At 70.8% G+C, this 26,800-nt stretch carries 22 protein-coding genes; 8 read left to right on the top strand and 14 right to left on the bottom strand.

The window, feature by feature from the left end; genetic code table 11:
- Positions 1-31: 31 nt before the first annotated feature.
- The 3 genes from V6U88_RS19535 to V6U88_RS19525 all read right to left on the bottom strand — a co-directional run bounded on the left by V6U88_RS19535 (position 32) and on the right by V6U88_RS19525 (position 4,048).
- Complete coding sequence (locus V6U88_RS19535) at positions 32-1,237, bottom strand: chitosanase (RefSeq protein ID WP_334454954.1); 1,206 nt, start codon at positions 1,235-1,237, stop codon at positions 32-34.
- A 241-nt stretch (positions 1,238-1,478) separates the two neighbouring features.
- A complete protein-coding gene (locus V6U88_RS19530) occupies positions 1,479-2,708 on the bottom strand; it encodes a trypsin-like serine peptidase (RefSeq protein ID WP_334454951.1) in 1,230 nt (409 codons plus the stop codon).
- A 122-nt stretch (positions 2,709-2,830) separates the two neighbouring features.
- Positions 2,831-4,048 (bottom strand): epoxide hydrolase family protein, encoded by a 1,218-nt coding sequence (locus V6U88_RS19525; RefSeq protein WP_334454948.1) that lies wholly within the window; start codon positions 4,046-4,048, stop codon positions 2,831-2,833.
- Between the two features lie 63 nt (positions 4,049-4,111).
- Here V6U88_RS19525 and V6U88_RS19520 point away from each other — a divergent pair, with 63 nt between their 5' ends.
- Positions 4,112-5,056 (top strand): helix-turn-helix transcriptional regulator, encoded by a 945-nt coding sequence (locus tag V6U88_RS19520; RefSeq protein ID WP_334454946.1) that lies wholly within the window; start codon positions 4,112-4,114, stop codon positions 5,054-5,056.
- A 119-nt stretch (positions 5,057-5,175) separates the two neighbouring features.
- Positions 5,176-5,949, top strand: a complete 774-nt coding sequence (locus tag V6U88_RS19515; protein WP_334454943.1) for an alpha/beta fold hydrolase — start codon at positions 5,176-5,178, stop codon at positions 5,947-5,949.
- Between the two features lie 32 nt (positions 5,950-5,981).
- Here V6U88_RS19515 and V6U88_RS19510 read toward each other — a convergent pair whose 3' ends face one another.
- From V6U88_RS19510 to V6U88_RS19500, 3 genes are all read right to left on the bottom strand, one after another.
- Positions 5,982-7,565, bottom strand: a complete 1,584-nt coding sequence (locus tag V6U88_RS19510; protein WP_334454940.1) for an FAD-binding oxidoreductase — start codon at positions 7,563-7,565, stop codon at positions 5,982-5,984.
- Positions 7,566-7,712: 147 nt separating this feature from the next.
- Complete coding sequence (locus V6U88_RS19505) at positions 7,713-8,375, bottom strand: response regulator transcription factor (RefSeq protein ID WP_334454938.1); 663 nt, start codon at positions 8,373-8,375, stop codon at positions 7,713-7,715.
- Positions 8,372-9,502, bottom strand: a complete 1,131-nt coding sequence (locus tag V6U88_RS19500) for a sensor histidine kinase (protein ID WP_334454935.1) — start codon at positions 9,500-9,502, stop codon at positions 8,372-8,374. Before V6U88_RS19500 ends, V6U88_RS19505 begins: the two co-directional genes overlap by 4 nt.
- A 228-nt stretch (positions 9,503-9,730) precedes the next feature.
- Between V6U88_RS19500 and V6U88_RS19495 the strand changes: the two genes are divergently transcribed.
- From V6U88_RS19495 to V6U88_RS19485, 3 genes are all read left to right on the top strand, one after another.
- The gene (locus V6U88_RS19495) at positions 9,731-10,201 is read left to right on the top strand and encodes a DUF6223 family protein (RefSeq protein ID WP_334454933.1); all 471 of its coding nucleotides are present in this window, start codon (positions 9,731-9,733) and stop codon (positions 10,199-10,201) included.
- Positions 10,202-10,361: 160 nt separating this feature from the next.
- Positions 10,362-12,098, top strand: coding sequence for an N-acetylmuramoyl-L-alanine amidase (locus V6U88_RS19490; protein WP_334454932.1), 1,737 nt, complete (start codon positions 10,362-10,364; stop codon positions 12,096-12,098).
- A gap of 425 nt (positions 12,099-12,523) precedes the next feature.
- Complete coding sequence (locus tag V6U88_RS19485; RefSeq protein WP_334454930.1) at positions 12,524-14,797, top strand: hypothetical protein; 2,274 nt, start codon at positions 12,524-12,526, stop codon at positions 14,795-14,797.
- Between the two features lie 109 nt (positions 14,798-14,906).
- On the opposite strand, the gene V6U88_RS19480 is transcribed toward V6U88_RS19485, so the two are convergent.
- From V6U88_RS19480 to V6U88_RS19460, 5 genes are all read right to left on the bottom strand, one after another.
- Positions 14,907-16,028 (bottom strand): FUSC family protein, encoded by a 1,122-nt coding sequence (locus tag V6U88_RS19480; protein ID WP_334454928.1) that lies wholly within the window; start codon positions 16,026-16,028, stop codon positions 14,907-14,909.
- A gap of 303 nt (positions 16,029-16,331) precedes the next feature.
- Positions 16,332-17,276, bottom strand: coding sequence for a hypothetical protein (locus V6U88_RS19475; protein WP_334454927.1), 945 nt, complete (start codon positions 17,274-17,276; stop codon positions 16,332-16,334).
- Entirely contained in the window at positions 17,273-17,764 is a 492-nt protein-coding gene (locus V6U88_RS19470) for a hypothetical protein (protein WP_334454926.1), read from the bottom strand. The genes V6U88_RS19475 and V6U88_RS19470 overlap by 4 nt, the downstream gene beginning before the upstream one ends.
- 3 nt (positions 17,765-17,767) lie before the next feature.
- Positions 17,768-18,991, bottom strand: a complete 1,224-nt coding sequence (locus tag V6U88_RS19465) for a macrolide family glycosyltransferase (RefSeq protein WP_334454924.1) — start codon at positions 18,989-18,991, stop codon at positions 17,768-17,770.
- Between the two features lie 470 nt (positions 18,992-19,461).
- Positions 19,462-20,301, bottom strand: coding sequence for a helix-turn-helix domain-containing protein (locus tag V6U88_RS19460; protein WP_334454923.1), 840 nt, complete (start codon positions 20,299-20,301; stop codon positions 19,462-19,464).
- A 114-nt stretch (positions 20,302-20,415) separates the two neighbouring features.
- Here V6U88_RS19460 and V6U88_RS19455 point away from each other — a divergent pair, with 114 nt between their 5' ends.
- The gene (locus V6U88_RS19455; RefSeq protein ID WP_334454921.1) at positions 20,416-21,009 is read left to right on the top strand and encodes an NADPH-dependent FMN reductase; all 594 of its coding nucleotides are present in this window, start codon (positions 20,416-20,418) and stop codon (positions 21,007-21,009) included.
- Between the two features lie 132 nt (positions 21,010-21,141).
- Here V6U88_RS19455 and katG read toward each other — a convergent pair whose 3' ends face one another.
- From katG to V6U88_RS19440, 3 genes are all read right to left on the bottom strand, one after another.
- Complete coding sequence (gene katG, locus V6U88_RS19450) at positions 21,142-23,418, bottom strand: catalase/peroxidase HPI (protein ID WP_334454919.1); 2,277 nt, start codon at positions 23,416-23,418, stop codon at positions 21,142-21,144.
- A gap of 23 nt (positions 23,419-23,441) precedes the next feature.
- A complete protein-coding gene (locus V6U88_RS19445) occupies positions 23,442-23,870 on the bottom strand; it encodes a Fur family transcriptional regulator (protein ID WP_334454917.1) in 429 nt (142 codons plus the stop codon).
- Between the two features lie 201 nt (positions 23,871-24,071).
- Entirely contained in the window at positions 24,072-25,274 is a 1,203-nt protein-coding gene (locus V6U88_RS19440) for a saccharopine dehydrogenase family protein (RefSeq protein ID WP_334454914.1), read from the bottom strand.
- Here V6U88_RS19440 and V6U88_RS19435 point away from each other — a divergent pair.
- Complete coding sequence (locus V6U88_RS19435; protein WP_334454911.1) at positions 25,233-26,183, top strand: helix-turn-helix domain-containing protein; 951 nt, start codon at positions 25,233-25,235, stop codon at positions 26,181-26,183. The two genes, V6U88_RS19440 and V6U88_RS19435, sit on opposite strands and share 42 nt — an antisense overlap.
- A 129-nt stretch (positions 26,184-26,312) precedes the next feature.
- The gene (locus V6U88_RS19430; RefSeq protein ID WP_334454909.1) at positions 26,313-26,774 is read left to right on the top strand and encodes a hypothetical protein; all 462 of its coding nucleotides are present in this window, start codon (positions 26,313-26,315) and stop codon (positions 26,772-26,774) included.
- Positions 26,775-26,800: the final 26 nt, after the last annotated feature.

Here is a 26,800-nt window from a genome sequence, read left to right as displayed (position 1 = left end):
CGTCGCTTCGGAGTCGCGGCCGGGGCGGGCGTCAGCCGATGCGGTACTGGTCGCCGTAGACGGCGAAGACCAGCGGCGTGTTCAGGTTGAAGTTGCCGTTGTTGAGGAAGACCCGCTGGGCCGTGTCGACGCGGGAGGTGTCCGAGTGAGCCGGCTCCTTCCTCATCTCGACGACCCGCTCATCGAGGAAGGCGTTCAGCCAGGTCCGCTCGTCGCCGCCCTGGGCCGGCGGCTTGGCCCGCGCGAGGGCACGGCTGCGGATCCACCGCATGCCCTCATAGCCGTGCATCACCGCCGCGTCGTAGTAGGCGAACTGCCCGAGCGCCCGTACCCCGTCGGCCTTGCCGTCGCGTACCGACGGGTTGAAGTACACCCGGTCCCGCTCGGCCTCCTGCGCGGCGCGGAACACCGGGTCGGCCGCGGCGGTCCGCCAGTCGCGGGGGAAGTTCGGGTCGAGGCCGGCGTGCGAGTCACTGCCGTTGACGGCGCGCAGGGCCGGCAGGTACCCCGCCAGCACGTTGCCCGGCTTGGTCCTCGTGTAGGCCTCCACCAGTTCGAGCATGTCGCCCGTGCCGGAGCAGAATCCGATGATGCCGGCGGTGTAGCCCCGCCCGTCGCCGATGTCCTCGATGTAGGAGAACTGCGCGCGCCAGTCGAGCGAGGAGTTCTCCGCCGCCGAGACGAGCTGCATGGCGACGTCCTTCTTCGCCGGGTCGTCGAGAGGGGTGCCGGCCGGGGCGGTCGGGCTGGGCGTGGCACCGCCGCCGGGCAGGACCCACCGCTGGTTGGCGTTGCCGGAGCAGCTCCAGATCTGCAACCGGGTGCCGTTGGCCGTGCTCCAGCCCGTGGCGTCGAGGCACTTGCCCGAGCCGGTGTTGACCAGCGCGCCGTTGCTGGCGGTCCACTTCTGGGCGCCGGTGCCGTTGCACTCGTACAGCTGCACCTTGGCGCCGTCGGCGGTCGACGCGGCGGTGACGTCCAGGCACTTGCCGAGCGCGCGGACCGAGCCGTCGGTGTTGCCGACCGTCCATGCCTGGGCCGCGGTGCCGTTGCAGTCCCAGAGCTGGACCGGCGTGCCGTTGGCCGGGTTGGCGCCGGCCACGTCGACGCACTTCCCCCCGAGGCCGGTGATCGGCCCGGCCGACGCGGCGCTGGCCGACGAGAGGCCGTAGCCGACTGTCGCGGTGGATACCAGCAGAGCCGCTGAGAGGTGGGCGACTGTCCGCTTGCGAAGCATGGGCTCTCCTCGGATGGGGGTGCGGTGCTACCGCCCTCCGGTTGGTGGCCTGCGCCGCGTCGGACGGTCCCGGTTACCGTCGTGACGCATCAGATAACCTTATTAACAGATATCAGTACGTCTATGCGCTGTCAATCTGTCGACGGCGCCGGTGGACCTGCCCGCCTGCGACTCGTAGAGCATGCCGATGGGCCGCTGGGGCACGGCTCGCGCCCCAACGGCCCGTCGTCGTCAGCAGTCGTCAGCCGTTGTCGATCAGGCCGGCGATCTCGTTGTAGATCAGGTGCGCCTTCGCCCCTTGGTTCGACGGGCAGCCGCCGAGATGGTGCAGGGCGATCACCCGGTGGCTGGCGTTCAGCACCGGCGAGCCCGAGTTGCCGCCGGAGGTGTCACAGCTGTAGCTGATGTTCCAGGTGTTGTAGTTCGCGTTCCGCACGGTGCACGTCGTGCCACCCTGGGTGTTCTCGTAGATCGACAGTCGCTTCGGGCTACCGTCGCCGTGCCCCGGGATGTACATCCGCGTGCCGGTGCTGGTGGCGGTCGTCGCCAGGTACAGCGTGCCGAAGCTTTGGATGCTGGTGAAGTTGTTCACCGAGTACAGGGTGTAGTCCAGCTCGCCGGAGCCGCCGGAGCTCACCTTGTAGAGGGTGGCGCCGCTCACCTTGGTGCCGGGGCCGGGGTTCGCGCCGCCGCAGGTGGCGCACTGGTAGTTGAACTGCATCTCGCTGCCGCTCACCGCGGACTGCGTCGAGAAGCAGTGCTTGTTGGTCAGCATGCGGTTGGTGTTGCCGACCCGCCAGGTGGTGCAGAGCCCACCGCCGCTGATCAGCAGCCGCGCCACCGCGTTGCCGCGGGCGTACTCACTGGGGTGGCTGCTCTGGTAGCAGACCACATCGCGGCGCGCGTCGGTGCTGCAGACGGACTGCGTGGAGAAGTTGTGCTGCGTGATCTCCGTGCGGTCGTAGCCGCGCCAGAACCGGTCGATGGTGGCGGCGCTGCCACGGGAGGAGCGGCTGCTGTGCAGCGTCACCACCGCGGTGTCACCCTCCACCGACATCGCCCAGAACCCCGGCTGCCCGTCGACGGTGTAGTCCGAGCCGGTCGCCCGGTTCAGGTAGCGGTCGTATCGGTAGCTCTCCACGCCGTCGGGGCTCGACACGGTGACGTAGTCGCCGTGGGCCAGTCGCAGTGAACTGAAGTGCACCTTGACGTAGGCCGCGCCGGGGTGCCGAATGACCTGCGTCCGGCCGCCCCGGGCGTAGGACAGGGAGCCGTCGACGGTGCGGAGTTCACCGACCGTGGTGACGCCCTCGGCCGAGAACTGATCCGATTCGGGTGCCCGCTCGGAGTGCGGTGCGAGAGGTTGCACCGAGTACGCCTCGGCGGCGGGTACTGACAGCAGGCTCAGCCCAAGTGTGCAGGCGCCGAGCGCGACCGCCGCCGTTCGTAGGCGGCGCAGGGCATGTTTCATCGTCGCTCCTCCCCCGGAACCAGCATCCGGACGTGCCTTTGACCCTTCATACACGCAGTCCATAGAGAGATGCAAGTACGTCGATGTAAAGGCCAGTAGGACGACGCGGTGGAGCGCCCACCTCAGCTGATCTTCCGGAAGAAGTCCCGCAGGTCGTCGGTGAAGAGCGTGGGCTGTTCGGCGGCGAAGAAGTGCCCACCCCGGTCGTACTCCGACCAGTGGACGACATGGTGGTCACGTTCGGCGAATCGGCGGACCGTGACGTCCTTCGCGGCCGAGACGAGGACTCCGGTGGGTACGGCGCCGCGGGTGGACACCGCCCAATCCCCGGCCCCGGCCCCGGTGTCGTCGGTAGTCCCGCCGTCGGTCGGCCAACTGTCGGTGACGGTGCTCCAGTCCGCAGCGGTGATGTCCTCGTAGTAGACCTGGGCGGATGATCCACCCGAGCCGGTCAGCCAGTACAGCGTCGCGGTGGTGAGCAACGTGTCTCGGTCGACGCCGAAATCGACGTCGGCGGGGTGGTCGGTCAGCCGGTGGTACAGCTCCGCGATCCAGGCGAGCTGCGCGGTCGGCGAGTCGGTCAGCCCGTACGCCAGGGTGTACGGCGACTTGGCCTGGATCTGGAGGTAGCCATCGTTGTAGCGGTCCATCGCCGCCAACCGCTGTCGCTCGACATCGGTGAGCCCGTCCATCTCGCCGTCCGCGCCGGTGGGGAAGGTGAGCAGCGCGTTGACGTGGACACCGAGCACGCCATCCGGGTTCTGCCGGCCCATCGCCGGGGCGACGTACGCGCCGGTGTCCCCACCCTGCACCCCGTAGCGCCGGTAGCCGAGCCGGGCCATGAGGCGTACCAGGGCCGCAGCCATCGCCTCGCTCCCCCAACCCGGCCCGGCAAGTGGCGTGGAGAACCCGAACCCCGGCAGGGACGGCACGACCAGGTGGAACGCGTCCGCCGGGTCGCCGCCGTGCGCCCGTGGGTCGGCCAGCGGTGCGATGACGTCGCGGAACTCCAGCACGGAACTCGGCCACCCGTGCAGCAGCACCAGCGGGGTCGCGTCCGGCTCCGGTGAGCGGACATGCAGGAAGTGGATCGGCTGGCCGTCGATCTCGGTCGAGTACTGAGGGAAGGCGTTCAGCGCCGCCTCGTGGACCCGCCAGTCGAAACCGGTACGCCAGTACTCGGCCAGCTCGCGCAGTCGCGTCACGGGCACGCCGCGGTCCCACCCGAGCTCGGGCAGCACCGGCCAGCGGGTGTTCGCCAGCCGCGCGGCCAGGTCATCCAGCTGCGGTTGAGGAACGTCGACGCGAAAGGCGCGAATCTCGGACTTCACATCTGTCATGACGGGCACGCTAGGTGCCGGTTAGGTCAGTACCTGTCCGCACCGACCTGGCAGGCTGGTGGCATGGTCACGTCGGCCCGCTTGTTGAAGCTGTTGTCGCTGCTGCAGACCCACCGGCACTGGTCCGGCGCGGAGCTGGCCGACCGGCTCGGCGTGACCCCGCGCACCGTCCGGCGGGACGTGAACCGGCTGCGTGAGCTGGGCTACCCGGTGCACGCCACCCAGGGCAATCCTGGCTACCGGCTGGGGGCCGGGGCTGCCCTGCCGCCGTTGTTGCTCGACGATGACGAGGCCGTCGCGGTTGCCATCGGGCTGCGTACCGCCACGGCCAGCTCGGTGGCCGGCATCGAGGAGACGTCGCTGCGCGCTCTGGGCAAGCTCCACCAGGTGCTGCCGTCGCGGCTGCGGCACCGGGTCCGCGCGCTCGGGCAAGCGACCGTCCGGGTCGGCGCCGACGGCCCCCGGGTGGACCCGGACGTCCTGCTCGCGATCTCCGAGTCGGTCGGCCGGCGCGAGCGGCTGCGGTTCGACTACACCGGCCACGACGGGACGGCGACGGTACGCGACGTCGAGCCGCACACCGTGGTCAACTGGGGCCGGCACTGGTACCTCGTCGCGTGGGACACCACCCGGGACGACTGGCGCAGCTTCCGGGTCGACCGGCTGCGCACCCGCACGCCGACCGGCCCGCGCTTCGCACCCCGGGAACCACCGGACGGCGACGTGGCCGCGTACCTGGCGCGGCAGCTGTCCACCGGGCCGTGGCGGGTACGGGCGACCGTGGTCCTGCACCGCTCCGCCGAGCGAGTGGCCGGCCTGGTGTGGCCGGGGATGGGCGCAGTGGAGCCGGTCGATGACGAAAACTGCCTGCTGCATCTCGGCGCCGACTCAGCTGAGGACCTGGCGTGGATGGTCACCTCGGTCGGCGTCGACTTCACGGTGACCGACCCGCCCGAACTGGTCGCCGCGATCCGAGACTTGGCCGACCGCTGCCGCCGCGCCACCTGACGGGAGGTACGGCGTCCAGCACGCCACCGCACGGCAGGTTCGAGGAGATGTACGCGGGGTAGGCCCGTTCCGCTGTCCCCACAGGCCGAGATATTGCGCGCGGAGGTGTCGTCCGGCGGATGCGTGACGCGACGGTGGGTCCGGGCGGGGCTCGGATGCGGTGGGTGGAGGTGTCCGGCGGCGAGCCGGTCGGGGTGTACCTGCACGGTTTGGGGGCCATGTCCGCGCCGTACTTCGTCCCGGTGGCCACCCACCCCGACCTGGCCGGGCACCGGTCACTCTTCGTCGACCTGCTCGGCCACGGGCTGAGCGATCGACCGGTCGACTTCGGCTACACGCTGGAGGAGCACGCCGCCACCCTCGCCGCGGCCCTGGACAGCGCGGGGGTCCGAGCGGCGGATGTGGTGGCGCACAGCATGGGCGGCGGGGTGGCGATCGTGCTCGCCGACCAGCGGCCCGACCTCGTCGGCCGGCTGGTGCTGGTCGAGGCCAACCTGGAGCCGAGCCCGGCACCGAAGGCGGGCGGCAGCGGCATCAACACGTACACCGAGGCCGAGTTCCTGGCCGGCGGTCGTGCCGAAACCCTCGACCGGGTCGGACCGCAGTGGGCCGCCACCATGCGGCTCGCCGATCCGGTCGGCCTGCAACGCAGCGCGGCGCATCTGGTCGCGGCGACCCGACCCACCATGCGGCACATGCTGGTGCGCCTACCGATCCCCCGCACGTTCATCAAGGGCGAGCAGGGCTCCCCGGTCCGGGACCCGGACGGCCTCACCGCCGCCGGGGTGAGAGTGCTGACGGTGCCGAACGCCGGGCACAACGTCATGCTCGACAACCCAGAGGCGTTCGCCCGGGTGACCGCCGCCAGTCTGACCGGCCGGGCCGGGTGCTGACCGGGACGGTGCTGGTGCAGATGTCGGTGTGCTCAGCCGACGAGGACGCCGGGGTTCAGCACGTTGTGCGGATCGAGCGCCGCCTTGGCCGCGCGCAACGCGATCGCGAACGGTTCCGGGCGCTGCCGGTCGTAACCGGGCCGGTGATCCCGGCCCACGGCGTGGTGATGCGTCACGGTGGCGTTCAGCCGGGTGAGGGTTTCCATGGCAGCGACCTTGATGTCGTCCCACATGGCCAGCTCCTGCCCGCGCCGCCCGGCCGCGATGACCGTGAAGTAGGGCGCGGGACCGTCCGGGTAGACGTGCGAGAACCGGCAGTTGACGATGCCGGGTGCCCCGGTGACCTTCTCGATGGCCGCTCCGACGTCCGCCCGCACGGTCTCGTACAGCTCGGCGGCGCGGTCCCAGGTGCAGGCCGTCTCGAACGTCTCGACGATCGCGCTCATCCGGGCCAGCCCGTCGCGGACGTACGGCATGCGCAGGAAGGACGAGCGCCAGGCCTCGGCGGCGCGGTCCATCCCGTCGCCCGCGTCGCCGGCGCTGCGGGGCTTGCCGCCGTGGTCACGGGCGATCGTGAGGAGCTGGGCGAGCTGCGAGTCGACGGGGTGGTGGGCGGACTCCACACCCACCACGAGTACCGCCGCGCCGTTGCGTGCGGCGCCGGACAGGAAGGCTTCGCCGGGGTCGAGGAGCCGGCAGTTGGCCGGGTGCAGACCGGACTGGGCGATCGCCCGTACGGCCTCCATGGCTGCGGTGACGTCATCGAAGGCCACGGTCGCCGACGCCTTGTGGCACGGCCTGTCCTGCAGCCGCATCCACGCCTCGGTGATCACCCCGAGAGTGCCCTCGGAGCCGAGGAAGAGGCGGTCCGGGGAGGGGCCCGCCCCCGAGCCGGGCAGTCGCCAGGACTCCCCGACCCCGACCGGCGTCACCACGCGCATCGACTCCACCAGGTCATCGATGTGGGTGTACAGCGTGGCATAGTGCCCGCCGGCTCGGGTGGCCAGCCAGCCGCCGAGAGTGGAGTACTCGAAGCTCTGCGGAAAGAACCGCAGCGTCAGCCCGTGCGGGCGCAGCTGATCCTCGAGCACCGGACCCCGCGCGCCGGCTTGGATACGGGCGGCGCGGCTGACCGGGTCCACCTCCAGGACGCGGTCCATCGCGGTGAGGTCCAGGGACACGACTCCGCGATGGTCGGCGCTGGTCCCGCCGGGGCGGTACTCCACGCCGCCGACCACCGAACTGCCCGCGCCGTACGGGACGACGGCCACCCCACTGCTTCCCGCCCAGTCGAGCACGTCCACGATCTCCGCCTCGGTGCGCGGATATGCCACCAGGTCGGGTGCGCCGGTCAGGTCGCCGTACAGGGCGCGGACGACGTCCCGGTAGGCCTTGCCGTAGGTGTGCGCGGCACGGTCCGTCGGTGCGGCGGAGAAGCGGTGAGCCTGGGCGGCTGGTGGGGTGATGCGCGGGGGCGCGAGGGTGAGCCGGGTCAGGTCCGGCGCGGGCAGCGGTTCCGCCGGCAGCCCCGGAAGCTGAGCGGCCAGCGCGGCGCACTCCGCGTCGGACAACGCCTGGTCCGCCCGTCCCCATCCCCACCAGGACCGATGCTTCATGTCACCGCACTCTCAAGCGAAGGAGTCGAACTGAACCTTGGTCAAGTTCGCATGACGACCCCCACCCTGCCCGGTGGCGCGGCATCGCGGAAGAGGCTGCGCGACCCCGCCGCCAAAGAACAGGCTGCGGCGCGCGGCGCGCCGAGGTCAGCGGTTGCGTGGGGCGACCAGGCCGGATTCGTAGGCGAGAACCACGAGTTGGGCGCGGTCACGCGCATGGAGCTTGGCCATGGCCCGGTTGATGTGGGTCTTCGCGGTCAGCGGGCTGATCACCAGGCGGTCGGCGATCTCGTCGTTGGACAGGCCCTGCGCGACCAGGGTGACGGCCTCGCGTTCGCGGTTGGTCAGCTCCTTCAGGACCGTGTCGGCAGTCATGCGGAGCGGCTCGGTGACGTACCGGTCGATCAGCTTACGGGTGATCGACGGTGCGAGCAGGGCGTCGCCGCGCGCGGCGACCCGTACGGCGTGCAGGAAGTCCGCCGGCTCGATGTCCTTGACGAGGAACCCGGCGGCGCCGGCCCGCAGCGCATCGAAGACGTATTCGTCCAAGCCGTAGTTGGTCAGCACGACGACGTGCACGCGGGCCAGGGTCGGGTCCGCCGCGATGCGCCGGGTCGCCTCGATGCCGTCCATGACCGGCATCTGGATGTCGATGAGCGCGACGTCGGGCAGGTGTTCCTTGGCGAGCGCCAGACCCTCCTTCCCGTCAGCGGCCTCGGCCACCACCTCCATGTCGTCCTCGGCGTCGAGGAGGGCGCGGAATCCGCTGCGAAGCAGCGGCTGGTCGTCGACCAGCAGGAGACGGATCATGATGTTCGATCCACGGGGAGCTCCGCTCGGACGGTGAATCCGCCCTCGTGGCGTGGTTCCGCGCGCAGCCGACCGCCGAGGGCGGTGACTCGTTCGCGCATCCCGAGCAGCCCGACGCCGGGGATCGCGCCGGTGTCCGGCGTGGCCGTGCCGTCGTCGTCGACTCGGATGGCCAGGCGGTGCGGACGGTAGTCGATCACGACAGACGCCGTGGCGGCGGAGGCGTGACGGGCGATGTTGGTGAGCGACTCCTGGACGATCCGGTAGGCGGTCCGGTCCACGGCGGCCGGCACGTCACGCTGCTGTCCTTCGATCGTCAACGTCGTGTGCAGGCCGGTCATGCGGGCCCGTTCCACCAGTTCCGGGACATGGGCGAGCCCATGCCGCGGAGCCTCACCGTCGTCACGCAGCGCCTCCAGGGTCGCCCGTAGTTCCCGGGCCGCCTCACGACCGGCCTCCTGGATCGCCAGCAGGGCTTCGGGCACCCGTTCTCCCCGCTTGCGGGCCAGGTGGACGGCGACTCCGGCCTGCACCTTGATGACCGAGATCTGGTGGGTGAGCGAGTCGTGCAACTCCCGCGCGATGTGCAGCCGCTCCTCGTTGGCGCGGCGCAGCGCGGCCTCCTCCCGGGTGCGCTCCGCTTCGTCCGCGCGCCGCTCGGCCTGCCGCAGCGCTTCACCAGCGGCACCGGCAGCGATGAGCCATGCCAACTCGAGGGCACCCCGGGCCCGGGTGAGCGCCTCGCCCACGGACATGTCCTGTGGCAGGGCGAGGGCCGCGAGCGGCAGAGCGGCCAGCATCATCACCGCCGCCACGACCGTGACCAGACGGTGCCCCGCCCGCACGGCGCCGTACACCGCGATCAGGAACGCGACGGCGGGCACGTCAAAACCGATCGCCTGGTAACCCACCGCGCACAGCCCGGTGACGGCCAGGACGGGAACCGGAGCCCGGCGGCACGCGGCCAGCGCGAGGCCACCGGCCACCAGCAGCCCGTACCCGAGCAGGTCGGCATCCGTGGCGGAGCGGTTCCCGGACAGCCCGACGACCAGCAGCGTCGCCGCCACGCCAACGGCGACCGCCCACTCTCGGACACCGGTCGGAACGTCGGACCGTCCTGTGTACATCGCCGCACATTATCCGGAGCTTGCCGCGGGCGACTCCTCCTCACTGACGAGCAGCCGCCTACCGCACACGCAGTAGCACCCCGGTGCCTGCGGCGTCCGCAGCAGCCGGATGCGCCACCTGCAGCAGCCCGAAGTGCCTGCGGCTGCGGGACGACCGGCGGTGCGCCCGGCGAGATGATCAGGCGACATCGAACCTCGGAAACGAGACGCACGACGGAGGGGATGGACATGAGTTCGTCAGCAACCGGGAAGTCGGTCCGACTGGCGCTTGCCGCCGGCGCAGCCGCCCTGCTCGGGGGGATCGGACCTGCCGCACCGGCGGCCGCGCACGTCTCGGCCCAGCCGGCCGCCGCCGGTGTCTACACCATGAGCGCCGGGCGACTCGGGGCATCGCTGGCCGCCGTGCTGGGGCTGACCGGCGTGATCATCGGCGGGCTGTCCCTGGCGCGCTCCCGCAGTCGCATCGGCACCGGTAACGGACGACTCGGAGCGACCACGGCCCTGGCGGCGGGACTGATCGGCATGGCCCTCGGCGGGCTGGTCGTGGCCACCTCCGACAGCGGCATCGGCACCGGCAACGGGCGAGGCGGGGCCTACGTGGCCCTGGTCGTGGGACTGATCGCCACGATCCTCGGTGGACTGACGCTGGCACGTGGCCGCCGGGCTGCCCCTTCGTCACCTCCGCCTACGCCGCGGTGACCGGGCTGCGGTGACTGCCAAGGGCCCCACCCACCTGGCGAACTTCCACTTGGGGCCGCCTCAGCGTCAGCGGCACCGCACCGCATCGGCTTGAGCAAGTAACGCCCCGGGCCTTGGTTGCGCTGAGCCCTCCGGAAGATCATTACGGAGGGACTCAGCTGTGAGATTGACGGGGATCCGCTGGAGCCGCCGGACGGCCGGCATCGGGGCCGCGCTGGTGGCCACCGCCGTGGCCGGAACGGCCGGCCTGGTCGTGGTCGGCCTCGGCGAGCACGGGGCCGAGTGGGCAGCCGCGGACGGGCCGGTCACCACGGCGCTGCACACCGTGGACTTCCCGGCCGCCGACGACCGAGAGGTGGCCATCGCGCAACGGGAGACCGACCGCTTCGCCATGGTCGGGGTGACCTGGGCGAACCCGAAGATCGACTTCGAGGGCACCATTTCCGTCCGGACTCGGGCCGTCGGCGGCGGCTGGTCCGGCTGGCTGCCGCTGGAGGTGCACAACCACTTCGGCCCGGAGCCCGGTGCCGAAGCGACCTCCGGCAAGGCGCGCGGCAGCACCGACCCGCTGTGGGTCGGTCCCTCCGACGCGGTCGAGGTACGCGCCAAGACCGCTGGCGGCCGCGGCAGCGACCGGCTGCCCGCCGGACTGCGCCTGGAGCTTGTCGACCCGGGCCAGCCGAAGCGCCGCAAGGCCACCGCGGCCGGTGCCCCGCAGCTCCGCCCACAGCGCCTCCAGCCGGTCGCCGAGGTGCAGGCGCTGGAACCCACCTCCACCGACCCGGCGCCGACCGACGCCACGACGACCGAGCCGGCGCCGACCGACACCACGACAACTGCGCCCGCGCCCACCGACACCACGACGGCGCCGGCCGAAACCACCGCCCCAGCGCCGACCGACACCACCGCGCCCGCGCCGACCACCACCTCCGCGCCGGCGCCCACCACCAATGCACCCACCGCGTCGCCCAGCCCCAGCACGCCCCCCAACCCGATCCACGCACCGAAGGTGGTCACCCGCGCGGGGTGGAAGGCCGACGAGTCGATCGTGCTGAGCCCCCCGACGTACGGAACCGCGGTCAATGCGTTCTTCGTGCACCACACCGCCGGCACCAACACCTACAGCTGCAGCGACTCGGCCGCCATCGTCCGCAGCATCGAGGTCTACCACGTCAAGAGCAACGGCTGGAACGACATCGGCTACAACTTCCTGGTCGACAAGTGCGGCGTGGTCTTCGAGGGCCGCAAGGGCGGCATCGACAAGCCGGTGACCGGGGCGCACACCTACGGCTTCAACACGAACACCGCCGCGATCGCCGTGCTCGGGACGTACATCACCTCCGGCGCGCCGACCGTCGTCCAGGACGCCGTCGCGCACGTCGCGGCGTACAAGCTCGGCCAGTACGGCAACGACCCGTACGGCAAGGTGACCCTGGTGTCCGCGGTCGACGGCAAGTACGACCAGGGTGAGTCCGTGGTGATGAACCGCATCTCCGGTCACCGCGACGCGGTGGCGACGGAGTGTCCGGGCGACTCGCTCTACGCCCAGCTGAGCGGAATCCGGACCAGGGCGGCCAAGGTTTCCGGGCTGGCACTCGCCGGCCTCACCGGCCGCAGGTCCGGCACCACCTACCACACCCGGGGCACCTTCTCCGCCTCCTGGTCGGTGGGCACGGCGAGTCACCTCATCAACAGGTTCGAGGTGCTGGTGGACGGGAAGGTGGTGGCCACCACGGCGGGCACCGCCCGCTCCGCCACGGTCACGGTCACGCCCGGCGCGCACACCCTGCAGATCCGTGCCGTGCACCGGCTGGGGTGGACCGACACCACCACCGCCCAATCCGTCATCGGCGACACCACCCAGCCCACCATCGGGACGCAGCGGAAGACTCGCTGACCGACGTACGCGATCGAGTGATCCGCTGACGTGTCGGGGAGGCGTTCCACGTTCGGAACGCCTCCCCGCCGCAACCCCGGCCGCTACGGAGTGCTCAGCGCCGGACGCGGAACGACCGGGTGGACGTGGCCGTCGACCTCGCGTCGACGGCCACGTCCGTCAAGGTGGTCGTCGTCTCGCCGGTCGACGTCGTCGCTCGGTCTGGCGTTGTGGCTGCGCGGCGCACCGGTGGCGAGGCAGGCGCCGGGGTTGCCCGTCGCTGACCGCGTGGCATCGGCGGGCCCGGTGGTCGTGCCGGGGGGCACTGGTCCCGCCTCCCAGGGTTAGAGCCGGTCGGGTGGGGTAGACCCGCCTTCCACTCGGCTGGCGAGACCATCCTCAGCCCGCCACCTGCGGTGGGACTGCCGAGATGTCTCGGAGGGTCGATGTCGGATGAACCAGCGGGGGTGAGCGGGCCGGCGACGCCGAACGACGTGGTGGAGTTGCGCGTGCACGGGATCGCCGCCGCAGGTGCGAACCAGGTGTTGGGCCGACCGCACGTGCAGCAGGTCGCGGGGGATCGCAGCGCGGGCTTCTACCGGCCACAACCCGGCTGCTGCGCGAAGGTCAGCGGCCCGGGCGGGGTGACCCTGGAGGCGTACCGGTGGAGTGACCTGCCCTCCGGCACCGTGGTTCGGACCCTGTCGCTGCTGTTCCTGCTGCCGTTCCTGCTGCTCAACGTGGCGATCTGGATGCGCCCGGGAAACGCGGCCTCCGACGCGGTGGTCAGGTCCCTGTGCCGGGTGCTGGGCCTCACCCTGACCGCCCTCTACGTGCTTGCCGCCGTCGGCGTCGCGCTGGACCTGATCGCCTGGCAGTGCATGTCCTCCTCGGCCTGTCTGACTGGTCGTAGCTGGCTGTCCTGGCTGGGTGAACGTCCCACCGGGTTGCGGCTGGCGGTGCTGACGCTGGTGCCGGCCGCCGCCATCGGCGTGATCTGGTGGGTCAGCACGCGCCCGGGACGGTCGTTCACGGCGTTCCGCGCGCCGGACCGCACGGTGTCCGGGCACCCGCTCAGCACGGTCGGCCAGTGGGACGCCGAGCCACTGGTGGGACGGCTGCGCTCGATCCACATCGCTACGGCGTTCGCGACACTGGACGGCAGCCTGCTCGCCGCTCGGGCCGCACAGGGCGCCTCAGCCATCACCGTCGTGTTGGCGGTGGCAACGGGAGGCCTCCTGGCCACCTGTGTGGCCCTGCTCTGCACTCCCCCGCTGATCGACCGGGCCCCCGCGAACCGGCGACTCGACGGTGCCGCCCGCCTGCTGCGGACGATCGCCGTCGGTCTCACCGTCGCGGTCTGCGCCCACGTCCTGACCAGCCCCACGCGCTGGCAGGAGGGGGGTGGCCTGCCCGGCTACGGTTCGACCCTCACCTGGCTGTTCGTCGCTCATGCCGGGCTGCTGGCCGCCCTGGCCTTCGCGCTGCTGTGGCGCCCGGACCGGCAGCCGGGTCACCCGCCGCTCCTCGGGCTGGGCGCGCTGGCGACCGCGACCGCGGCCGCGGGTCTCGCGGTGGCGTTCTCCGCCGAACTCGTCCACCGGGTGGCCGACTACCTGGACCGCACCGCATCAGCCCCACAAGACCTGGTCCCCCGCTCACCAGCTGCGTACACCTGGGCGATCTACGGCTTCTTCCGGGCGGCGCTGATCACGCTGCTCGTCGCCGGCGTGCTGACCCTGATCTCCCGGCGCGATCGCTCCCGCGCGGCGGCGGCGATCGTCGCACGCGACTTCCCGGACCCGCCGGCAGAGGCCGCGCCCCGGCTGCGGCAGGTGCAGCAGGCGATCGTCCGGGCCCGGTTCACCGAATGGCTGATGCCGCTGGGCGTGGTCTACGCCTGCCTCGCCGGACTCGGCGCGGCAACCGCCGCACTGGACCTGCTCGGGCTGTATCCGGGCGCCGTGATCGAGCGGAATGTCGGGGTGCCGGCCGGCCTGGTCAACTTCGGCATCGGGGTGGGCAGCTACCTGATCGCGGCGACCATGCTCAGTCTGGTCATCGGCGGAATCTTCGCCTACCGGACCGCCGGGTTCCGGCGCCACGTCGGCGTGCTCTGGGACCTGGCCACCTTCTGGCCCCGCGCCGCCCACCCCTTCGCGCCGCCCTGCTACGCCGAACGGGCCGTGCCGGAGCTGGTACGACGCATCACCTACCTGGTCGAAAGCGGCAACGCCGTCCTGATCGCCGGGTACAGCCACGGCTCCGTGCTGGTCACCGCCACCGTTCTCCAACTGCCGCCCCACGTCAGCGGCCGGGTCGCCCTGCTCACCTACGGCTCACCACTGCGGCGGCTCTACGCCCGCCTCTTCCCCGCCTACGTCGACGACGCCATGCTGCACGAGGTGGGTGGTCGAGTCGGCTGGCGATGGTTGAACCTGTGGCGCGACACCGACCCGATCGGCGGATGGGTCTTCTCCGCCCACCGGCAAGACGAGCCGCTCACCGTCACCGGCCCCGCGGCAACGGTGGACCGCCGCCTCCGAGACCCGAGCGACGTGGTCGTCCCACCCAGCGACAGCGTCCCACCACCGATCAAGGGACACGGGCCCCGCGAGTCCGACGAGCCGTACATCGAGGCGGCGCGCGATCTGGTCGAGCGCCTCCGCAAGCCGATGGATCCAGAGCCTCATCCGGCCGACCCACCGGCCGGACGATGAAGTCGACGCCCCGGCCTCCCCGGTCAGGCCCAGTCCCTGACGCCCAGGCGTCGGGGTCTGCTTTCCACGCCGGTGGCGGGCTGCTCCAGGCCGGTGGCGGGCTACCGGATCACAGCCGCCCGGCCGACGCATCCGGCGTCAGGCGCGGATGATCGGCGCTATTGCCGGTAGGCCCGCTTCGCCGGGCTTGTTGCGACGGATCCGGCAGCCTGCCGAAGGCGCACCGGACCCGCCTGTTGGCTTCCGCCTGAGAGAGACCGGACGCGACGAGCAGGTCGCTGGCCGTGGTGCGTATCTGGGCGAGGACGACGGTCCCGGAGAAACCAATGTCATCCCCGTACGCTGCGCCGGCATGTTGAACGGCGTGCAGGGCTTTCGCCCGCGCATCGTGCGGCTCACGTCGAGCCGCAAACTCATCCCGAAGTATCCGCACCGTCCCGGCAAGAGCGAGAATCGCGTTGATCATTGCCGCCGGGACCGGCTCCTTGTCCTCAATGACAGTGACGGCTCGACGGATCATTGTCCCGCTGTTGCCCATCGCCCGCTCCAACGGTTCGGCGGTTCGGGCGTAGTGACTGAGCACGCCGTGCCGGTGCCGCCATGACAACGGAGACAACCGGGTAACCTCCCGTGCGCCCGCCACCGCCTCCCGCAATACCCTGAGTTCCTCCTGGTTACCGCGCAGTCGGTCCCGAGCACGGATCGCCCGCTCGATATCACGCTCGCACAACGCCGCTGCCGTTTCCGTCAGTTGTTCGACCAGCGTTCGCAGTGCCGGTCCGGCAGCACGCCTGACCACTCTCAACGGGTTGACCGGCAAGAGGATCGCCGTGGCCAGTGCGACACCACCGCCGAGCAGCGCGTCGACGAACCGGGAAAACTCCACGTTCGGGGCCTGCGGGCTCAATGTGGTGATCAGTACTGCGGTGCTCGCCGTCTGGATCACCACCGCCGCCCGACTGCTGAGTGCAAAGGCTGTGAGGATCGACATCACGACAACCAGGCCGAGCTGCCAGGGCCCGATGCCTATGAGAGACAGCAGCGCATCCCCAACCAGCACCCCCAGCGCCACGCCCACGACCAGCTCGACGATCCGCCGTACCCGCTGCCCTACCGACACGGCCAAAGTCCCGACCGCAGCGAGCGGAGCGAACACGGGACTGGGATTGCCGGTCAGTTCGTGCGACAGCAGCCAGGCGGTTACCGCGGCGATGCCCGCCTGTAGGGCCACGATGCCTCCGCCGTACACCCGGACCGCCCGCTCTCGCACCTTGAGCCGTTGGACGAGCCGGTCCTCGGCGGCACCCCCTCCACCCGCCCGCACGAACCGCTCCCAGCGCGAGCCGGGACTCCGCTTCAGGTCTCGGCGCCGTGGCACCTGTTGACGCATGCTGCGCTTTACCCGTGACTGCGCGCCACACACGGCCAATGGCGATCTGCGAGCGGAATACCGCGACCGTACGAATAACGGGTGATCGACCGATCAAGGGAGAGACGCCAGATGACGACCCTTCAGGTCACCGGCCTCGTCCGTTCAAGACAGCGGGTCGTCGGTTCTCGCAGTCGCGCTGAGGCGATCCCGGATCAGCGCGATCACGGTGTCGGCTGTGCGGTCGAGGTAACTGCGGCCATCGGGTAGCCGAGCCTCCGGGCTGATGTAGCTGCGCGGACCGACATGGGTGGCCGGGTCGAGCCAGTGCACCGTGATCTTCCCTGCCCGGTCAGCCCGGTTCCAACCGCTCCACCGGAACAGCCGCCACCGCTGCGGGAACATCCAGTTGCTGACTCGCTCGATCCGGTCGCCGGCACTGGTGAGCCGGTCGAGGTGCTGGGCGTGGCTGATGTCGTTGGCGCCGTTGTGGAACCCGCCCAGAGTGATCAGCCAGAGCGGGGAGCGCAGCTGGGACCACAATTCGTCCACCGCGCCGGTGGCGACCTGGGCGCCGCCGCTGTAACTGAGCATCACCACGGGGATCCCGCTGTCACGCCGGTAACCGGCGAGCCGGAGCTGAGTGGCGATCTGCGAGCCGACGGCGCGGTTGTACAGGGGACGGTACCGGCGGTCGGCGGCGACGAAGATCTGCATCACGTTGTGCAGGAACAGCACCAGCCCGATGTGGCGGCGCAGCCATACCCACACCGGCCGGTCGGCGAGCGGAAGGGCCAGCGGGGAGTAGGGCTGCACCTGGCCCAGCACCCTGAGCTCCGGCGCCCCGTCGATCAGGGACTTGACCAGTCGGCCGCCGTCGCGGGTGTCGTGGAAGCGGCGTTTCCCGATACCGTCCAGATAGACCAGGTATGCGTCCGGGGGGCGGTCCGGGTCCGCGCCCCGGGCGGGGGGCATGCCCTTGGGGCGTGCGATGGTGGGAGTCCGCCAGCCCGCGGCATAGACCAGCACCTCGTAGCGGGCGAGCAGAGCTTCGGCGAGCAGGACCAGTCCGATCCCGCCGAGCAGCAGCAGGAGCGCAAGCTCGATCATGTTTGCGGCTCCGGTGCTCTTGGCCTGTTGAGCCTCACGACCAGGCGGCGGATGCCCTCGACGGCGACGCCGAGCCCGACTCCCGCGATGGCTACGCAGCCGGCGGCATCCCACCAGCCGACCCCGGCCACCGTGGCGAGCGCACCAGCGAGGCCGGCCCCCACTCCCACCATGAGCAGCAGGTGCAGCAGCGGCCCGAGCAGCGGGAACGCGAGGACTGCGGCAAGCAGCAGCGGGGCAACCAGGCCTGGTGTCCAGACCAGCGCGGCCTCGTCGGACGGTGCGGTGGGCAGCACCAGCTCGGCAAGGGTCCACGCGGACAGTGGCCAGAGCGCGAATACCGCGCCGTCGACCACGGCGCCGGCCAGCATCAACCCGACCACCCTGGTGCGCGACACGCCAGACAGGCGTGCCACCACGGGCACGAGACGCCCGGCGGCTTCGGACAGCCCGGCGAACAGCAGCAGGATGGCGACGAGGGGGGACATCGGTCAGCCCTGCGGTGGCAGATCGGCAGAGACCGGCTGAGTGACCCGGCCGGTCTGCTGCACATAGCGCTCGAGTTCGTCGGCGGCGCGCGAATAGCCGCCTGCCTCGCGCTGGGCGACCCGCAGGGTGCTCGCGGCGGCCCGGAATCGGGGCTCGTCGAGCAGGCGCCGGGCGAGGGCGCGCACGACCTCCGCGTTGACGTCCTCGGTGCGGATCGCGAGGCCGGCATCGAGCTCGACGATGCGGGAAGCCACCAACGACTGGTCAGCGCCCTGCGGGACCACCAGCATCGGGACGCCGGCGTCCAGAGCCTCGTTGACGCTGTTCACCCCGCCATGGGTGATGAACAGCGCTGCGCGGGACAGCACCTCCAGCTGCGGTACGGAGCGGTGGGCGATCACGTTCGCCGGCAGCGGACCGAGCGCGGCGGGATCGGTGGGTCCGGTGGCGACGATCACGGTGCCACCCAGCGGGGCGAGCGCGTCGGCAAAGCTGCGCAGCAGCCGGGGGTCGGCGCCGAACACCGTGCCCAGCGAGGCGTACAGCACCGGGTCCCGCAGCCGGTCGACCGGGAACGACGAGTCGGCTGGGCGGGCGCCGGTGCTCGGTCCGACGAACCGGTAGGACTGGTCGAAGCTGTCGGCCTCGGGGTGGAACGCCCGCGAGGTGTAGACCAGGTTGAGCGGCTGACGGATGTTCGCCAGGTCGACCAGGGGTATCCCACGGGTGTCGTACCGGCGGCGCAGCTCCCAGCGCGACCTCAGGTATCCCCCGGCGGGGCGGGGCAGGGCCGCCGCCGCGGCGAGCAACTCCCAGGAGCCGCGGGTGGGGCTGGGCACGTGCCGGTTGAACGCGAACGTGGTGAACGACGACGCCGCCGGCACGTCGAGTTCCCGGGCGGCCACCGGCCCCCACAGGCAGGCGGAGTCGTGCACGATCAGATCGGGCCGGGCGCCGCGCAGATCGGTGAGGACGGCGGGCAGCACGCGTACGGCGGTGCGCGCAAGCTGCTCCATCAGCGTGACCGGCGTTGGCGGGCCGGAAAGCGGTATGTCATCCCCGGAGTAGAGGAGCACTCGCGCGCCGGTGGCCGCGATCTTTTCTGAATAGGCGGGCGTCGTGTGGTAGGTGACGGAGTGGCCACGACGAACAAGCTCGGCCACGATCGGCAGCGTCGGGTTGATGTGCCCGTGCATGGCGATGTTGAGGAATGCGACTGCGCTCATCGGCCGACCCCGGACAAGGAAGGCGTCAGTGCCCGGCACCATGTAACGATCATGATCCGCCCTTCTCGGTAACAGCGTAGACGCCACCGGACGGGACAGGGCGCGGACAAGGTACTCGCCTCGTTTCGCGGGCAGGTTCGAGCGGGTCGAGCCGCACCACAAGGCCATCGATCTTGAGGTCACGACGTTTCGGCAGCTCACTCACCAGGCCGGACATGCCGCCCGGATGCGATGCGACGCCTGTTGTAACGGGCGGTGCGGGACGCCGACGCGGTCCGCGACGACCTGCGAGCCCTGATGGCCGAACGGCTCGGCGACCCGGGGTGCGGTACTGGTCCCGGACGAGACCTTTCGAGCGTGACGTGCGTCAGCAGTTCCGGATTGCTCGCCTGACGGGCCGCGCCTGCCCTCACCTTTTTCGGCAAGGGCCAGTCGGTAGCGGGTAATGGGCGAAGGGCCAATGCCATGAGCTAAACAACCGCGCGAAGAATACGGTCGGGTTGGTGACGCAGCCGCTCCATGGCCCGCGCCGTCGCGTCATCAGCGGGCAGGAGAACGACCAGCTCCTGTGCGTCGTTTTTCGGCAACTCGAGCTTCTCTCGCTGCCACCGAAGCTCGTGCGCAATGGGGTGGTTGACCCGAAGCGGGACGTGCGGTGGGGGCAGGTGGCGGTTGAGTCGTCGGGTGAACTCCTTGCCGGCCAGCGGGGCGAGCTCGGCCCTGAACCATTCGGAGGTCTCCGCAGACGGCCCGAGCCACAGTTCGAACGCTCGTTCGTCGGCCACCTGGTCCCAGTCCGGGAAGAAGATCCGGGCGTGCGGATTGGTGAACACGTAGCGCGTCAGGTTCGGCGTCCCGCTCTCGAGCAGCCCGATCCCACGCATCAGCAGCTCGAACTCGCGCGTGTATGCGAGCACGTCTCCCAGGCGGTTCGTGACGAATGCGATGCCGGGCTCAAGGAGTCGGAGGGTCTCCAACACGGTGGGCCGGACCTGGCGGTTGGGCGGGGCCGGCCGCCCGCGCCCTGCGCACCCTCCACCGGTGATCTTGGCGAGGTGGCGCAGGTGATTGCGTTCGGCGGCATCGAGGCTCAAGGCGTCCGCAAGAGCATTGACCACCGCAGGGGACGGGTTACGGTCTCGTCCCTGCTCGATGCGGGTGAGGTATTCGACGCTGATCCTGGCGCGCGCGGCGAGGTCTGAGCGTCGTAGCCCAGGAGACCGACGGCGGCCACGATCAGGCAGTCCGAACGATTCCGGCTGGATGGTGTCGCGCTTGGCGCGGATGAAGTCGCCCAGCGGCGTGCTCATGTTCGGGAGCCTAGCGCGGTCTCCCCGGCGCATCGAACCCCGCAGGGTGGCCCCACGAGGGCCAGCCTGCGCCCGGTCTGGTTGCCGACGTCCGGACGATGGACCGTGGAGCCCATGAGCGAGAAGCACAAGTTGGTCATCATCATCGGGAGCGTTCGAGAGGGCCGGTTCGGGCCTGTCGTCGCCTCCTGGGTCGCCGACCAAGCGCGCGAGCACGGCGGGTTCGACATCGACGTCGTCGATCTCGCCGACGCCGAGATCCCGCTGTCGTTGCCGGCAGCCTCACCGAAGTTCGCCGGCGACTCGTACCCGCGCCCCGACGAAATGGCGTCCTTGACGTCCCACCTCACGGACGCGGACGCATTCATCATGGTCACGCCGGAGTACAACCACAGCTACCCCGCGTCCCTGAAGGCCGCCATCGACTGGCACTTCACCCAGTGGACGGCCAAGCCCGTCGCTTTCGTCAGCTACGGGGGTGCGGCTGGCGGGCGCCACGCTGTCCTCCACCTGGAGAACGTGCTCACCGAACTGCACGCCGTGACAATCCGCGATGGTCTGGCGTTCCCGAACTACCGCACAGCGTGGGAAGACGGTCGGCCGCTGGACCCCCAGGCGCCCGGATATGCCAAAACCCTGCTGGACCAGCTCGCCTGGTGGGCCGCCGCCCTGGGTGCGGCACGCAACTCGGCGCCATACCCGGCCTGAAGGGATCACTCAAGGAGCAGGCCAGACTCGCCCGGCCAGCGGTGATGCCCGCCCCAGATGACCGAATCCCATCGCAGGCGAGCCCCGGTCGATCGCTGGTGGATCGACCGGGGCTCGTCGGCTGGAGCCGGGTCAGGCGAGGTCGAACCGGTCGAGTTCCATGACCTTGGTCCAGGCCGCGACGAAGTCGCCCACGAACTTGTCGCGCGCGTCCTGGCTGGCGTAGACCTCCGCGAGGGCCCGGAGCTGGGAGTTGGAGCCGAAGATGAGGTCGACCGCGGTGGCGGTCCACTTCACCTCATCGGTGGCCAGGTCCCGGATCTCGTACACGTGCTCGTCCGACTCCGACGCCTTCCACCGGGTGCCCGGGGAGAGCAGGTTGGTGAAGAAGTCGTTGGTGAGCACGCCGGGCCGGTCGGTGAGGACGCCGTGCCGGCTGCCGCCGGCGTTGGCCCCGAGGGAGCGCAGGCCGCCGAGGAGGATGGTCATCTCGGGCGCGGTCAGGTTGAGCAGGTAGGCGCGGTCGACGAGCAGCACCTCCGGCTGGGTCTTCTCGCCGGACCGCAGGTAGTTGCGGAACCCGTCGGCGCGCGGCTCGAGGACCCGGAAGGACTCGACGTCGGTCTGCTCCTGGCTGGCGTCGGTGCGGCCCGGGCGGAACGGCACGGTCACCTCGACGCCGGCGTCGCGCGCCGCCTTCTCGACGGCGGCCGAGCCGGCCAGCACGATGAGGTCCGCGAGCGAGATCTTCGCACCACCGGCGGCGTTGAACTCCCGCTGGATGCCCTCGAGGGTGGCCAGGACCGTCGCGAGCTGCTCGGGCTGGTTGACCTCCCAGCTGCGCTGCGGCTCGAGCCGGATCCGGGCGCCGTTGGCGCCGCCGCGCTTGTCGGTGGACCGGTAGCTGGCGGCGGAGGCCCAGGCGGTGGAGACCAGCTGGGCGGTCGTGAGCCCGGACTCCAGAACCTTCGCCTTGAGGGCGGCGACGTCGGCGTCACCCACGAGCTCGTGGTCGACGGCCGGCACCGGGTCCTGCCACAGCTGGGGCTCCGCGACCCACGGCCCGAGGAAGCGGCTGACCGGACCCATGTCGCGGTGCAGCAACTTGTACCAGGCCTTGGCGAACGCCAGCGCGAACTCGTCGGGGTTCTCCAGGAAGCGGCGCGAGATCTTCTCGTACGCCGGGTCGACGCGCAGCGCCAGGTCGGTCGTGAGCATCGTCGGCTTGTGCTTCTTCGCCGGGTCGTGGGCGTCCGGGATGATCGCCTCGGCGTCCTTGGCGACCCACTGCTTGGCCCCGCCGGGGCTCGTGGTGAGCTCCCACTCGAAGCCGAAGAGGATCTCGAAGTAGCGGTTGCTCCACTGCGTCGGCCGGTCGGTCCACGTCACCTCGAGACCGCTGGTGATCGTGTCACCGCCCTTGCCGGTGCCGTACGTGCTCAGCCAGCCCAGGCCCTGCGCCTCCAGCGGGGCGCCCTCGGGCTCGGGGCCCACGTGGTCGTCGGCGGGGCCGGCGCCGTGGGCCTTGCCGAAGGTGTGGCCGCCGGCGATGAGGGCGACGGTCTCCTCGTCGTTCATCGCCATCCGGGCGAAGGTCTCGCGGATGAAGTGCGCCGCCGCGGCCGGGTTGGCGTTGCCGTTGGGACCCTCGGGATTGACGTAGATGAGACCCATCTCGGTCGCGCCGACGCCTTCGGCCATCTCCTTCTCGGAGACGTAGCGCTCGTCACCCAGCCAGGTGTCCTCCGGACCCCAGAAGATCTCCTCGGGCTCCCAGACGTCCTCCCGGCCGAAGCCGAAGCCGAAGGTCTTGAAGCCCATCGACTCCAGGGAGACGTTGCCGGCGAGCACGAGCAGGTCGGCCCACGAAATCTTCTGGCCGTACTTCTGCTTGACCGGCCACAGCAGCCGGCGGGCCTTGTCGAGGTTGGCGTTGTCCGGCCAGCTGTTGAGCGGAGCGAACCGCTGGCCGCCGTCACCGGCGCCACCGCGACCGTCGTGGATGCGGTAGGTGCCCGCGGCGTGCCAGCTCATCCGGATCATCAGGCCGCCGTAGTGGCCGAAGTCGGCCGGCCACCAGTCCTGCGAGGTGGTGAGCACCTCGGTGATGTCCCGCTTGAGGGCCTCGACGTCGAGCTTGGCGAACTCCTTGGCGTAGCTGAAGTCCGGCCCCAGCGGGTTGACCTTGGACGAGTGGGCGTGCAGCACCGAGAGGTCGAGCTGGTTGGGCCACCAGTCCCGGTTGGTGCGCGGACGACCTCCGGTCTTCGGGGTCGGCGAGTCGATCGCCGGGTTCTCGCTCTCGCTGCCGTGCGCGGTCACGGAGTCGTGCGCGACCGGGCAGCCGGCCGCCTCCTTCTTGTCCACGCCCTGGGCGCTGGAGGGCCTGTTCTCCTGGGTGTCGCTCATCTACTTCCTTCCGAGCTGGCTGATCACTGGGAGGTGCGTTCGGCCGCACAGTCGGGGCAGGTGCCCCAGTAGACGACCTCCGCCTCGTCGACCACGAACCCGTGGTCGTCCGAGGCGGTGAGACAGGGGGCATCGCCGACAGCGCAGTCGACGTCGGCGATCGCGCCGCAGGAGCGGCAGACGACATGGTGGTGGTTGTCCCCCACCCGCGACTCGTACCGGGCGGTCGCACCGGCAGGCTGGATGCGCCGCACCAGACCGGCGTCGGTGAGCGCGCGGAGCACGTCGTACACCGCCTGGTGGGAGACCGTGGGCTGATCCGCCCGCACCAGCGCGATCACCGTGTCGGTGTCGACGTGCGGATGGTCGCGCAGCGCGGCGAGCACCGCCAACCGGGGCCGGGTGACGCGCAACGAGACCGCCCGCAGCTGGGTCTCGAAGTCGGACGTCATGTGACGAACATAGTCCACTTTTCTGGAATGAATCAAGTTCTTCGCCAGTCTCGACCCGCACATCTTCGACGCAGACCTGGTCGAGCAGACCCGGGCGGCCGGGTCGCCGCTGACCGGCAGCGGCGACCTGCCGCAGCAGCTCACGAAGCGAGTCCTGGAATCAGCGCTCGAGTGCGAGATCGCCGACCACCCGGGCCATGATCAGGCGAACTGCGGCCCGCGAGACTCGTGGCGCCGTTCGAGCGTGAGGTGCGCGGAGAGCGCGCGGAGGAAGTCGGGCGCGTCGAAGATGGCGCCGGCAGAGGCGACGCCGCTCGTCCTCGTCCGACCGCCGAGAATGCGATGGACCGCTTCGACGGCGAGGGGTGCGCTGATGGCGTAGATGTCCTGACCCCTGGCGACCACGCGTCGCTGCGTGTCGCCGGAGCGCACGACGACGTCGACGGTGAACGTCTGCGCGGACCGGCCGCGCTCGTCGACCGCCGTCGGTGCTGACGTGTCCGGAGCGGCCAGGTCCTCGGCCGCGCCGGTGGTCATGTACGTGCGCACCTCGGGGATGGGCAGGTGGCTGGGGACGGTGACGACGTCGGCCATCGTGAACTCGCCGAGGACGGTCCGGCGGCCCAGCGGAGCGGGAAAGTCCCATTCCATTCTCGGCAGGTCGCACTCGTCGACGTAGTACTCCAGCCGGCCACCGGTGTAGCGGACACGTTGGCCATCGCGCCGTTCCCGCGAGACGGTGCCGGAGGCGAGGGTCCCGGCCGTGGGGTGCCAGCTGCTCAATCCGTACGCGACGTGCGCCTCGTCGGCCGCCGTCCAATCGCCCATCGCCGTCGTGACCAGCAGATCGCCGAGCCCGCCGAAGAACGCCATCGCCGGGACCACCGCCACGCCTGCGGCCTGAGCGCGGTCGGTGAAGTGCGTGAACGTGTCGAGGTTGGCCTCGATCTCGGCCGCCACATCCACGTACGGGACGCCGGCGCTCAGGGCGGCCTCGATCACCGGGCCCGCGGTCGAGGCGAACGGGCCGGCGCAGTTGACGACCGCGGCCGCGCCCTTCAACGCCTGGTCGAGCGAGGCCGGATCGTCGACCGACGCCACCCGGTACTCGAGCCCCGGATGCGACGCCGCCAGCGCCTGGAGCCTGCCCGCGTCGCGACCGAGGAGGAGCGGGACGAACCCGCGATCGCGCAACTCCGTCACCACGAACCGCCCGGTGTGTCCGTACGCCCCGAACACCGCCACGATCTGACCCGATTCCATCTGCAGTTCCTCTTCTCGAAAGATCGACTGAGAAGATCCTCTCCGCAGCGGCCGACGCGGACCAGTGTCTGGAACGCCACGCCCCATACAATTCCGGACATGCCCACCGTCGCGCTCGCCGCCACCGACGCGATGCTGCACTTCGAGCTCGCCATGGCCTGCGAGGTCTTCGTCCGCGACCCCACCGGCCTGGCAGACCCGTGGTACGACCTCGTGGTCTGCGGCGCCGGCCCGGTCCGGATCGGCAGATTCCACATGGAGCCTGACGACGGGTTGGACCGACTGGCCGGCGCCGACACCGTGATCATCCCTGCCGTGGAAGACATCGACGCGGAGCTGCCACCCGACCTGCTCGACGCCGTCCGCGCCGCCCACCAGGCGGGCGCTCGGATGGTTTCGCTGTGCACCGGTGCGTTCGTGCTGGCCGCCGCCGGGGTGCTGGACGGGCTGCGCGCGACCACGCACTGGGCCCACACCGAGGAGCTGGCCGCCCGCTATCCCCGGGTGACGGTCGACCCGGACGTGCTCTACGTCGACAACGGCAACGTGCTCGCCTCGGCCGGCAAAGCCGCCGCGATCGACCTGTGCCTGCACCTGATCCGCCGCGACCACGGCTCGACGGTCGCCAACGCCGTCGCCCGCCGCCTGGTCGTGCCGCCGCATCGCGCCGGCGGCCAGGCCCAGTTCGTCACCACCCCGGTGCCCGCCCGCGACGACCATCCCCTCGCCAATCTGTTCCCCTGGGCGATGGAACGGCTGAACCGTCCGTTGACCGTGGAGGACCTGGCTCGCCAGGCGAACATGAGCTCGCGCAACCTGGCCCGCCACTTCAGGTCGACGACAGGCACCACCCCGCTGCAGTGGCTGTCGACGCAGCGGATCCGCCGGGCCCAGGAGCTGCTGGAGAACACCGACCAGAGCATCGACGCCATCGCCCAGGCGGCCGGCATGGGAACCGCCACGACGCTGCGCCGACACTTCAGCCGCACGGTCGGGGTACCTCCCGACGCCTACCGCCGCACCTTCCGCAGTGCCGGGCCCTCGGCCTGAAACCGCCCACGGGCCAGAAACAAGAACAGTGCCACCACGGTACGGCCGGACTGAGCAGGGCAGCCGTCGGCGGGGTTGTCCCGGCAGAATCAGGGCATGGGGCGGCGGAGGGCCGGGAGGGCCCTGGCGATGTCGGGCACAGCCGTCATGCTGCTGGCCGGATGCGGTGGCTGGCAAGACAATGAGGACCTGGCCCAGGCAAAGGAGCGCACCAGGGACGACGCCTGGCTGCAGATGAGCGACGTGCAGCGAATGATCGGGTACGACCGTCCCGACCGGGCGGATCTCTTCCTCCGCACCGCCGGAGGAGTAAAGGGCGTCGAGGTCATGCAGATCAGCGGATCGAGACCCGACACGGCCGACGGCGTAGTGCTGGTGATTCGCGTGCACGGCCGGACGCCGATCGTCGACTCGCGGAACCGGCGCACCGGTGAGGAGCTGGTCCTGCCGTACTGCTTCCGGCTCGTCTACGACCGCACCCACGACGATGGACCGGTCGACGGAGACCATCCAGCCGACCTGGTGGAGTGCCCCACCACCGCACCGCTCAGCATCCCCGCGGCTCCCGAAGTGCCTGCCGACGCCGGCTGACGACAGCCTCCCTGCCGAACTGCGCC

The sequence above is a fragment of the Micromonospora sp. CPCC 205739 genome (assembly GCF_036906795.1).
Classification (GTDB): domain Bacteria; phylum Actinomycetota; class Actinomycetes; order Mycobacteriales; family Micromonosporaceae; genus Micromonospora.
Note: the sequence above shows the minus strand (reverse complement) of the source record. Positions and strands in the feature narration are given on the sequence as shown.

What these genes read in the sequence shown, in the direction of transcription:
- V6U88_RS19470 (WP_334454926.1), bottom strand. Translation starts at nt 17,764, where the DNA reads ATGTCCCCCCTCGTCGCCATCCTGCTGCTGTTCGCCGGGCTGTCCGAA.
- V6U88_RS19445 (WP_334454917.1), bottom strand. Translation starts at nt 23,870, where the DNA reads ATGACGTCCGACTTCGAGACCCAGCTGCGGGCGGTCTCGTTGCGCGTC.
- V6U88_RS19495 (WP_334454933.1), top strand. Translation starts at nt 9,731, where the DNA reads ATGAGTTCGTCAGCAACCGGGAAGTCGGTCCGACTGGCGCTTGCCGCC.
- V6U88_RS19535 (WP_334454954.1), bottom strand. Translation starts at nt 1,237, where the DNA reads ATGCTTCGCAAGCGGACAGTCGCCCACCTCTCAGCGGCTCTGCTGGTA.
- V6U88_RS19505 (WP_334454938.1), bottom strand. Translation starts at nt 8,375, where the DNA reads ATGATCCGTCTCCTGCTGGTCGACGACCAGCCGCTGCTTCGCAGCGGA.
- V6U88_RS19510 (WP_334454940.1), bottom strand. Translation starts at nt 7,565, where the DNA reads ATGAAGCATCGGTCCTGGTGGGGATGGGGACGGGCGGACCAGGCGTTG.
- V6U88_RS19460 (WP_334454923.1), bottom strand. Translation starts at nt 20,301, where the DNA reads ATGAGCACGCCGCTGGGCGACTTCATCCGCGCCAAGCGCGACACCATC.
- V6U88_RS19530 (WP_334454951.1), bottom strand. Translation starts at nt 2,708, where the DNA reads ATGAAACATGCCCTGCGCCGCCTACGAACGGCGGCGGTCGCGCTCGGC.
- V6U88_RS19515 (WP_334454943.1), top strand. Translation starts at nt 5,176, where the DNA reads ATGCGTGACGCGACGGTGGGTCCGGGCGGGGCTCGGATGCGGTGGGTG.
- katG (WP_334454919.1), bottom strand. Translation starts at nt 23,418, where the DNA reads ATGAGCGACACCCAGGAGAACAGGCCCTCCAGCGCCCAGGGCGTGGAC.
- V6U88_RS19430 (WP_334454909.1), top strand. Translation starts at nt 26,313, where the DNA reads ATGTCGGGCACAGCCGTCATGCTGCTGGCCGGATGCGGTGGCTGGCAA.
- V6U88_RS19465 (WP_334454924.1), bottom strand. Translation starts at nt 18,991, where the DNA reads ATGAGCGCAGTCGCATTCCTCAACATCGCCATGCACGGGCACATCAAC.
- V6U88_RS19525 (WP_334454948.1), bottom strand. Translation starts at nt 4,048, where the DNA reads ATGACAGATGTGAAGTCCGAGATTCGCGCCTTTCGCGTCGACGTTCCT.
- V6U88_RS19435 (WP_334454911.1), top strand. Translation starts at nt 25,233, where the DNA reads ATGCCCACCGTCGCGCTCGCCGCCACCGACGCGATGCTGCACTTCGAG.
- V6U88_RS19455 (WP_334454921.1), top strand. Translation starts at nt 20,416, where the DNA reads ATGAGCGAGAAGCACAAGTTGGTCATCATCATCGGGAGCGTTCGAGAG.
- V6U88_RS19520 (WP_334454946.1), top strand. Translation starts at nt 4,112, where the DNA reads ATGGTCACGTCGGCCCGCTTGTTGAAGCTGTTGTCGCTGCTGCAGACC.
- V6U88_RS19485 (WP_334454930.1), top strand. Translation starts at nt 12,524, where the DNA reads ATGTCGGATGAACCAGCGGGGGTGAGCGGGCCGGCGACGCCGAACGAC.
- V6U88_RS19500 (WP_334454935.1), bottom strand. Translation starts at nt 9,502, where the DNA reads ATGTACACAGGACGGTCCGACGTTCCGACCGGTGTCCGAGAGTGGGCG.
- V6U88_RS19475 (WP_334454927.1), bottom strand. Translation starts at nt 17,276, where the DNA reads ATGATCGAGCTTGCGCTCCTGCTGCTGCTCGGCGGGATCGGACTGGTC.